This is a genomic window from Paenibacillus sp. PastM-3 (genome assembly GCF_029893965.1).
Classification (GTDB): domain Bacteria; phylum Bacillota; class Bacilli; order Paenibacillales; family Paenibacillaceae; genus Paenibacillus_AQ.
Genome location: NZ_JARXXP010000022.1, coordinates 105,443 through 115,059 on the forward strand (window position 1 = coordinate 105,443; position 9,617 = coordinate 115,059).

At 52.8% G+C, this 9,617-nt stretch carries 8 protein-coding genes and 1 rRNA gene; all 9 read left to right on the forward strand.

What is annotated here, in order from left to right; all coding sequences use genetic code 11:
• The first annotated feature begins 10 nt into the window (after positions 1–10).
• Positions 11–1,321: a GTPase ObgE gene (gene obgE / locus M2108_RS24170; RefSeq protein ID WP_277471843.1), complete on the forward strand. Its 1,311-nt coding sequence runs from the start codon at positions 11–13 to the stop codon at positions 1,319–1,321.
• Positions 1,322–1,532: 211 nt separating this feature from the next.
• Entirely contained in the window at positions 1,533–2,279 is a 747-nt protein-coding gene (locus tag M2108_RS24175; RefSeq protein ID WP_277471841.1) for a hypothetical protein, read from the forward strand.
• A 262-nt stretch (positions 2,280–2,541) separates the two neighbouring features.
• On the forward strand, positions 2,542–2,979 hold the full coding sequence (locus M2108_RS24180; RefSeq protein WP_277471839.1) for an ACT domain-containing protein: 438 nt from the start codon (positions 2,542–2,544) through the stop codon (positions 2,977–2,979).
• A gap of 100 nt (positions 2,980–3,079) precedes the next feature.
• Positions 3,080–4,366 (forward strand): homoserine dehydrogenase, encoded by a 1,287-nt coding sequence (locus M2108_RS24185; protein ID WP_277471838.1) that lies wholly within the window; start codon positions 3,080–3,082, stop codon positions 4,364–4,366.
• A 35-nt stretch (positions 4,367–4,401) separates the two neighbouring features.
• Positions 4,402–5,382: a homoserine kinase gene (gene thrB, locus M2108_RS24190; RefSeq protein WP_277471837.1), complete on the forward strand. Its 981-nt coding sequence runs from the start codon at positions 4,402–4,404 to the stop codon at positions 5,380–5,382.
• Positions 5,379–6,266 (forward strand): prephenate dehydratase, encoded by an 888-nt coding sequence (gene pheA / locus M2108_RS24195; RefSeq protein ID WP_277471836.1) that lies wholly within the window; start codon positions 5,379–5,381, stop codon positions 6,264–6,266. The genes thrB and pheA overlap by 4 nt, the downstream gene beginning before the upstream one ends.
• Before the next feature lie 4 nt (positions 6,267–6,270).
• Positions 6,271–7,152 (forward strand): branched-chain-amino-acid transaminase, encoded by an 882-nt coding sequence (gene ilvE / locus M2108_RS24200; protein WP_277471835.1) that lies wholly within the window; start codon positions 6,271–6,273, stop codon positions 7,150–7,152.
• A gap of 330 nt (positions 7,153–7,482) precedes the next feature.
• Positions 7,483–9,069, forward strand: a complete 1,587-nt coding sequence (locus M2108_RS24205) for a LysM peptidoglycan-binding domain-containing protein (protein ID WP_277471834.1) — start codon at positions 7,483–7,485, stop codon at positions 9,067–9,069.
• A gap of 489 nt (positions 9,070–9,558) precedes the next feature.
• Positions 9,559–9,617, forward strand: a 16S ribosomal RNA gene (locus M2108_RS24210); the annotation flags it as partial.

Consider the following 9,617-nt stretch of genomic DNA (forward strand, 5'->3'; position numbering starts at 1 on the left):
GTGAATATTCATGTTCGTAGATAAGGCTAAGATTTATGTTAAAGGCGGCGACGGCGGCGACGGTCTCGTGGCCTTCCGCCGTGAGAAGTACGTACCGGAAGGCGGGCCGGCCGGCGGTGACGGCGGCCGCGGCGGCGATGTGATTTTCCGTGTGGATGAAGGGCTGCGGACACTGATGGATTTCCGTTATCAGCGCCATTTTAAAGCTGACCGCGGTGTAAAGGGCCGTAACAAGAGCCAGCACGGGGCAAATGCTGAGCATATGATCGTGCGTATTCCTCCGGGAACTATACTGATTGATGATGATACCCAGGAAATCATTGCCGACATGACCCGTCATGGACAGCAGGTGGTAGTAGCGAAGGGCGGACGGGGCGGACGCGGGAATGTCCGGTTTGCCACTGCAAATAATCCTGCGCCTGAACTTGCCGAGAACGGGGAAGAAGGCCAGGAACGTTATATTGTAATGGAACTGAAGGTTATGGCGGATGTGGGCCTGGTAGGCTTTCCAAGCGTAGGCAAATCCACTCTGCTGTCGGTAGTCTCTGCAGCGCAGCCAAAGATTGGTGCGTATCACTTCACTACGATTACCCCGAACCTGGGTGTGGTTGCAGCCGGCGATGGCCGCAGCTTCGTTATGGCGGATCTGCCCGGTCTGATTGAAGGAGCCAGCGAAGGTGTAGGCCTTGGACATGAGTTCCTGCGCCACGTTGAACGTACGCGGATCATTATTCATGTAGTGGATATGTCCGGCTCCGAAGGGCGCGATCCGTTCGAGGACTGGGTGCTGATCAATGATGAGCTGAAGCAGTATAATGCCAATCTGCTCGACCGTCCGCAGATCGTGGCGGCGAACAAGATGGATATGCCGGAATCGGAGGAGAATCTGATTTCCTTCCGGGAACGGATTGCTGAAATTCGTCCTGACCTCGAGATTATGCCGATCTCCTCGCTTACCCGCCAGGGGATTCAGGAGCTGCTCTACCGTGCAGCAGATCTTCTGGACAGCATTCCGGTTGCTCCGGTGGTCGAAGAGGTTGCCGAAACAGTGGAACGCAAGGTGTACAAGCTGGAAGCCGAAGCGGATGACAGCTTCACCATTACGCGTGATAACGAGGCCTTCGTCGTCAACAGCCCGCGTATTGAGAAGATGCTCAAACGCATGCAGCTGAGCACGCATGATGCGATTCTGAAGCTGGCCCGTACGCTCCGTCACATGGGAGTCGATGCCGAGCTGCGTAAGCGCGGAGCTGTGGAAGGAACGATCGTCCGCATCGGCGATTTCGAATTCGAATTTGTTGAGAACAGCAGCTACTACTAAGAAATGCTTCTGCCCGCGGGCAGGCAGTCATAGAACGCCGGCAGTGCCTTCTCCTAGCGGAGAGCACTGCCGGCGTTTTTTATCATGCAGGGCACATCCAAACAGGCATTTGATCGTATACAATGGGAGATGGAAGGCGCAATTTCCGATATAAGCCGGATGACTGGAATTTAAGTCAGGGCAGAAGAAGGGCCGGTTAAAGGAGGACATTATGCAAAAGAACAGGAGCTATACGGGAAACATTAGTCTAATCTATGCAGCAGCGGTAATTCTGACAGTCGCCTTCTTCATCATCCTCGGGCTGCCCGGACTGCAGCTCCGCTCTTTCGTAAGCATGCTGGCTGTGCTGGCTGCGGAAAGTGCGGTCTGCGGCTATACCGTATGCCGGCTACGCTCGGCCATGAGTAACCGGAATCCATCTCCGGTGCTGACTGGCGTCGCCTGGATTACTGCCGCTTACGCGGGCGCTGTTTTGATTGCGGCGGCTCTGCTCGACTGGGGCCTGCAGCTCCAGGCTCCCGCTTATGCGGCAGTGCAGCTGACGCTGCTGCTGGTTAGTGCTGCCCTGCTGGCGGTTACAGGCATATACAGCCGCAATGCCGTTGCAGGGGAACAGCGCACTGACGCCGCCGCCAGCGCTCACATACAGCACCAGGCCGAGTTGAAGGACATCCGGGAGCTGGCCGGAAGCTGGAGACATCCCGGGGCGCAGTGGCTTGTGGAGCTTGTCGCCGGGCTGGAGGAGCAGTTCCGGTATAGCGACCCGCACTCCAGGCCGGACCTGTATGATACCGAGGAAATGCTTACCCGGCAGATTTCTTTGCTGCATGATCAGGTGGCGCTATTGCTGACGCTCAGGGACCCGGGCAGCGGCTGGGAAGGGGCAGCCAGTGAACTGGCGGACAGTATAGCCGGTACGCTCCTGCTAAGGAACAGGGAGCTTGCGGCGTTTAAGTAGGAGACAGCGTAAAAATGTTATAATGCAGGAAATACCGAAAGGCCAACACTCGGGTTGAGCGGCGGGAAAGCGGTTAAAAACCGTGGCCTGACTGCACCGCCAAGTGTTGTGATAGCCGCATGTTATCTTTTTATACAGGCCGATTTTGCATTTGAACGGGGATGGCCCGGCTGCACCCGGTGAAAATCTATTGCTTTTTTCAGAGCTTTTCAAGTATAATGTCCACTATGAAAACACAAAAGTCTTTGGGGTGAGGACGTTCGTGAAAGAGCGCTATTATTTGGTCCGCGAGGACATTTTGCCTGACGCAGTGCTGAAGACCATGCAGGTCAAACAGCTGCTGGAAGCAGGAGACGCCAAGACGGTGCATGAGGGTGTGGAGCAGGTTGGGCTTAGCCGCAGCGCTTTTTATAAATACAAAGATGGCATACATCTGATTCACCAGCTGGAGCGGGAACGGATCGTAACCATTTCACTCGATCTGGAGCATGAATCGGGGATGCTGTCCAAGGTTCTCGGCTGTGTGGCGGTTCACGGGGCAAATGTGCTCACGATCAATCAGAGTATTCCGCTGCAGGGACGGGCGAACGTCGTCATCTCTGTAGAGATTTCGCATATGAATCAGGAGCTGGGTGACATGCTGGACGGTCTGAAGGAAATATCCGGTGTAAAACGGGCTTTGATCATAGGCCAGGGGTAGCAGTATAGCTTCATAAAACTAAGCGGATGCTTACGAAGCAAGTTTTATTACGTAGACATTCAGAGTAGTATAGCTTCATAAAACTTTTAGGAGGAACCACATGAAGCCGGTTAAAGTTGGATTATTGGGCCTTGGTACGGTCGGTGCAGGTGTTGTCCGTATCGTGGAAGGAAATCAGGAGGACCTGAGCAGTCAGGTGGGTTCCCCGATCGTTATTGAACGTATAGCTGTAAAAAATGTCGATAAGCCGCGGGACATCGAAGTGGATGCAGCGCTGATTACTACAGATCCGTGGGAGGTTATCCGCGACCCGGAAATTGATGTCATTGTTGAAGTAATGGGCGGCATCGCCGGCACGAAGGAATATATCCTGGAGGCGCTGGAGCTCGGCAAGCACATCGTCACCGCCAATAAAGACCTGATGGCACTGCATGGGTCCGAAATTCTGGCCAAGGCGCAGGAGAAGCAGTGTGACGTATTTTATGAGGCCAGCGTGGCCGGCGGGATTCCGATTATCCGTACGCTGATCGAGGGGTTTTCCTCTGACAAAATCAAAAAAATCATGGGGATCGTAAACGGTACAACCAATTACATACTGAGCAAAATGAGCCAGGAAGGCGCCTCGTATCACGATGTGCTGAAAGAAGCGCAGGGACTTGGCTATGCAGAGTCCGACCCGACCTCTGATGTGGAGGGCCTGGATGCAGCACGCAAAATGGCCATTCTGGGCACGCTCGGCTTCCGCACCAATGTGGAGCTGAATGATGTCAGCGTCAGCGGGATTTCCGGCGTTAGCAAGGAGGACATCGCTTTTGCCAAACGGCTTGGCTATGATATGAAGCTGCTGGGAATCGCCGAATGCGAGGACGAGGAATTCAGCATCAGTGTCCAGCCGACGATGATTCGTACCGGCCACCCGCTTGCCTCGGTGAACGGTGTGTTTAATGCAGTTTATGTCTACGGGCAGGCGGTTGGAGAGACAATGTTCTACGGCGCAGGTGCAGGCGCAATGCCTACAGCGACTTCAATCGTTGCGGATCTGGTGGCGGTAATCAAGAACCTGAAGCTGGGCGTGAACGGCCTGAAGCAGATTGTGCCTTATAAGCAGAAGAAGCTGAAGAGCGATGAAGATATTTTTTACAAAAACTTTCTGCTGCTGCATGTCGATGACAAAGCGGGTGTACTGGCCAAAATTACCCAGGTGTTTGCCGAGTATGAGGTCAGTCTCGATTCCGTGGTGCAGCAGGCCAACGCGAACAATCCGGATGCGGAAATTATTATTGTAACTCATAATGCCAGCAAGGCGAGTATGAATAAGGTGCTGCGCCATCTGGAGGAGCTTCCGGTTATTCACCGGGTCAAGAGCCATTACCGTGTAGAGGGATAGTACTCGCAAAAAAGACGAAGGAGATTTCACCCGCTATGAGTATGTATGGAAGGTCTAGAGTAAAAGTACCCGCCAGTACCGCCAATCTGGGACCCGGCTTTGATACGCTTGGGATGGCTTTATCGCTGTATGCCTGGATTGAGATGGAAGAAGCCGAAGAGACGGTGTTTCACTTTTACGGCGACCAGATGAACGGGCTTCCCTGTGATAAAAGCAATCTGCTCTACCAGGTGGCCCAGATGGTATTTGCCGAAGCGGGCGTCTCTGTTCCGGAGCTGTCGATTTCGATGTATTCGGATATTCCGCTTACCCGGGGGCTTGGCAGCAGCGCATCGGCGATTGTCGGCGCGCTGGCTGCGGCCAATACGATGATCGGCTCTCCGCTGGATAACGCCAAGCTGTTCGATATGGCCTGCTCCCTCGAAAAGCATCCCGACAACGTTGGTGCCTCCCTGTTCGGAGGAATGATTACGGCTGTCTGGGACGGCACACATGCCGACTATATCCGGATTGAGCCGCCCCGGGATATGGAGGTGCTCGTTGTAATTCCAGAGTTTGAGCTTGCTACGACCAAGGCACGGGGTGTAATTCCTGCCGAAATTACCGTCAGCGATGCCGTGTATAATATTAGCCGTACCTCATTGCTTACAGCAGCCTTTGCTGCTGGCAGGCTTGATCTGATCGGCCGGGCGATGCTGGACCGTCTGCATCAGCCGTACCGTGCTCCGCTTGTCCCCGGAATGGAGAAGCTGCTCGCTGAAGCCCCGCAGCACGGGGCGCTGGGAATTGCGCTTAGCGGAGCAGGCCCGACCCTGCTCTGTCTGGTGGACGCTGGCAGCAGTCAGAAGCAGGAGCTGGAGCTGTTCCTGAAGGAGACGATGGCGGAGCACGGGATTCCGGCACAGACCCGCTGGCTGCCTCCGTGTACGGACGGCGTGACGGCAGAGCTGCTGCAAAGAAACGGGATGCAAAACGGCTCATTTTTGGATATGATAAAAGGAGAAATACAGTCATGAAATCAATAGCGGTATTGCCGCAGGGTACGGTATCCCACGAAGCGCTGCTGCATTTATTTGGTGATAAGCCGGTCAGCATTGTGCATCACAAGCTGATTTCCGATGTTTTTCTCTCGACGGCAGGCGGTACTACAGATTACAGTGTGATCCCGATTGAGAATACGATCGACGGTTCGGTAAGCCTGCATATTGACTGGCTCATCAATGAAGTCAATTTGCCTATGCAGGCGGAGTGGATTTTTCCGTCTATTCAGAATCTGATCGGTCATCCCGGAGAATTCAAGAATAGCAGCGGGGAAAAGGACTATTCCGCAATGGTGAAGATCCTCTCCCATCCTGTCGCTATGGCGCAGTGCCTGCAGTTTATCCGCGAGCATGCGCCGTGGGCTGAGCTAGAGTCGGTGGGAAGCACCTCCGAGGCTGTGGAGATTGTGAAGAACAATCCCGGCCGGGGCTGGGCGGCCATCGGTACGGCGCTTGGAGCCGCGACACATGGCCTGGAGATTGTCGAGCGCAAGATTACGGATCACCATAATAACTACACGCGTTTTGTTCTGGTAGGACCGCAGAAGCTGAGCCTTCCGAAGAAGAGCTCTGGTGACAAGACGAGTATTCTTGTGACCCTGCCGGAGGATTTTCCGGGAGCCCTGCATCAGGTGCTGGCCGCATTTGCCTGGCGGCGGCTGAATTTATCACGCATTGAATCACGGCCGACGAAGAAGAAGTTGGGTACTTATTATTTTTACATTGATGTGCTGGAACCGATAGAATCAGTCCTGCTGCCGGCGGCGATCGAAGAGATCAAGGCCTTGGGCTGCCAGGTGCGGATTCTGGGCTCGTATCCCACATACACCTATGAGGAAGAGAAAGCGGAGGTGCAGTAAGTTCATGGCTGAGCAATGGATCTATCTGGATGGACAACACGTAACAAAGGAAAATGCAAAGGTATCCGTATTTGATCACGGTTTTCTTTACGGGGACGGTATTTTCGAAGGCATCCGTATTTATAACGGCAATATTTTTAAATGCAAAGAGCATCTGGACAGGCTGTATGATTCGGCCAAATCTATCATGCTGGACATTCCGCTGACTTATGATGAAATGCTGGAAGCGATGGCAGAGACGATCCGCCTGAATGAAATGCGCAACGGCTATATCCGTCTGATTGTATCGCGCGGCCCCGGCAACCTCGGACTTGATCCGCGCCGCTGTCCTAAGGCCAGTGTAATCATCATTGTGGAGCAGCTCGCGATCTATCCGGAGCAGGCTTACTTGAACGGCTTGCGTGCCGTCTCTGTATCCCAGCGCCGCAACCTTCCGGATGCGCTCAATCCGAAGATCAAGTCGCTTAACTATCTGAACAACATCCTCGTCAAAATCCAGTCCAATCTGGCGGAAGCCGACGAAGCCATCATGATGAATGCACAGGGCTATGTAACTGAGGGCTCCGGTGACAACATCTTTATCGTCAAAAGAGGAGTTGTCTACACGCCGCCTTGCTATCTTGGCGCGCTGGAAGGCATCACCCGCCTGGCGATCATTGAGCTGTGCGCGAAGCTGGGTCTGCCTTTGAAGGAAGAGCCATTCACTATGCACGACGTGTATATTGCCGACGAGGTTTTCTTCACCGGAACAGCAGCCGAAGTTATCGCCGCCCGCGAAATCGACGGCCGGATCATCGGCGAGGGACATGCTGGTCCGATCACGCTGCAGCTGCTTGAAGAATTCCGTAATGCCGTGGATAAGGACGGCTATAAAGTCTGGGAGTAAGGTTTAGGCGGAAGCTGAGCCACTTTTAATTAGAAATTTGAATCCCTTCATGCAAGCGGGATGGACCTTTGTTAATAAGACAATGGCCGGTCCCGTCTGAGCATGAGGGGATTTTTTTTGTTTGAGGGATGTCAATCGCCCATGGGCTGCATAAGATGTAGTAACGAAGGAGGCAGCTGTAACGCATATAACGATGCTCAGGGAGCGGTACCCGGGAGTGGGGACGGATGCTTCTATGAGCCGGAATTTGCAGCCGGATTACAGAGGACATGGCTGTAAAGCTTGCAACGCGCTCCAACCATTACGCATTTTTTAGGAGGTTAATGCTGCGTGAAAATACACATTGTCAAGCAAGGCGATTCGCTCTATGCATTATCGCAAAAGTACGGAGTACCGCTGCAAAAAATCATTGAGGCTAATCCGCAGATCAGTAATCCGGATGTGCTGAACGTAGGGGATAAAGTCAAGATTCCTTCAGCACCGGCCAATGTGCCGGAAACCAGTGAGCTTTTTTATAAACATACAGTCAAACAAGGAGATACCTTGTGGAAATTATCCAAAGCCTGGGGAATTACGCTCAAGGAAATGATCGATGCCAATCCGCAGCTTAAAAATCCGAATGCGCTTTTGACGGGCGAGATTGTGAACATCCCTAAGAAATCCAATGGAGCGGCCATCCAGCCGCAATCGATCCAGGGGAATGCCACACCGGTTCCGGCCAACGCCACATCTCCGGCAGTTGTAGATAAAACAAAGGTCGGCGGAAAAACCTACACTGGACCTATAGCAGAACCCGCTAAGGAACCGGAGACGGCCCCGGTAGCAGAAACGGTACCTGAGCCTGTAATCAATAAAGCGCCGGAAGTGAAAACTGCTCCGGAAGTGAATACTGCTCCGGAAGTGAACGTAGCTCCGGAAGTAAATATAGCTCCAGTAGTGATCAAAGCGCCTGAGCCTGCGCCTGTCCAGATGGTCCATGAATCGCAAAGCCTGTACGTGCAGATTTCCGTTCCCGCCCAGGAAGCCGTGGTCTATGAGCCTAAGGAAAAGGGGAAAACAGCAGTTGAACCGGCAGCCTGGGTTCCGGCAACTAAGGAAACACATTGTGATCCGGCAGCAGGCTACCCGGGGTTAAATGAAAATCCTTATGCCTATGATTACCCGCCGGTTTCTCCGAATTATGAGCAGGCTCTGCCGGTAACGGGCATCAATCCGGCGCAGAATATGATCGAGCCGGCCATGTATATGCCAGATTGCATGATCCCCTACGGCGTGCCGTATGTCTATCCTGGCAATGTATATCCGGCAGCTGAAGCACAGGGGGCCTGGTATCCGAATATGGCGCCTAATTATCCGGCTGCACCGTTTACCGGTGTAAGTCCTGCAGCCGATTATCCGCCTTATGGAGTCCCGCAGTACGGGGGCCAGCCGGTGAATCTGCCATGGCCATCCTGCGGCTGCGGAGGCGGACCAGTGATCCAGCCGTACAGCTATGACCATCCGGTATACGGGGGCGGCTATCCTGTATTCACGCCTCAGCCAGACGGAATATCGCCATATGGATTTATGACAGAGTCTATGCCTAATGCCGGCATTAACGATGCAGCAACGTTAGGTGCATACACTAGTCCGGCGATAAGCGGTATTCCGGCTTATCCGGTGTACCCCGGTATGGAGAACGCTGTGCATAACCGGGTGCCGGAGATTCTGGAACCGGAGCCTGCCGTGCAGGATATTCCTCAAGCATCCGCCGAACTGAAAGAGACAGCAGCGAAGGGGAAGGCACGGAGTGGTAAGACGGGAGAGGCGAAAGTGAAAGTATCAGGCCATACTGAAGGAAAAGCGGCGAAGGCAGCTTCCAGGCAGGGAGGCAGCCGGAGCAGCAAAAAAAGCAAAAATCCATGGATTTCGAATTAACCGGGTTTAGTTTATACAGAAGCATGCGGGCTGTAGGCCTGCATGCTTTTTTGATAGAATATAAAAGCCTTGGGAGAATAGCTCTTTTGGACTAATGCAATGAATTTATAATTGGGAAATATTGTGGGTTGTCTTTACGTGACAGACCATGGTATATTATAAATCCAGTCGCGAACAGCAAGGTATTGTTGGTGATTGGGACATGCTCTGATGATGAGACTGCAAAACACTTCAGAAAAAAAGTGTTGCGTTAAATCGAAAGATATGATATATTATAAAAGTTGCTGCTGACGAAACATGAAGAGCGACAACGAGCTTGATCTTTGAAAACTGAACAACGAGTGAGTATCGGAATTCACTTCGGTGATTCCAAATTAGAGAATGTAAATTCTCGTCAGATGTTTCAAAATGAGCGAATCGCTCTAACAATAGTTTTCGGATGGTTATTTCCTTGGAGTGATTCGGGTGAAGTAACCGCTCGGAAAAACCTTATTGGAGAGTTTGATCCTGGCTCAGGACGAACGCTGGCGGCGTGCCTAATACATGCA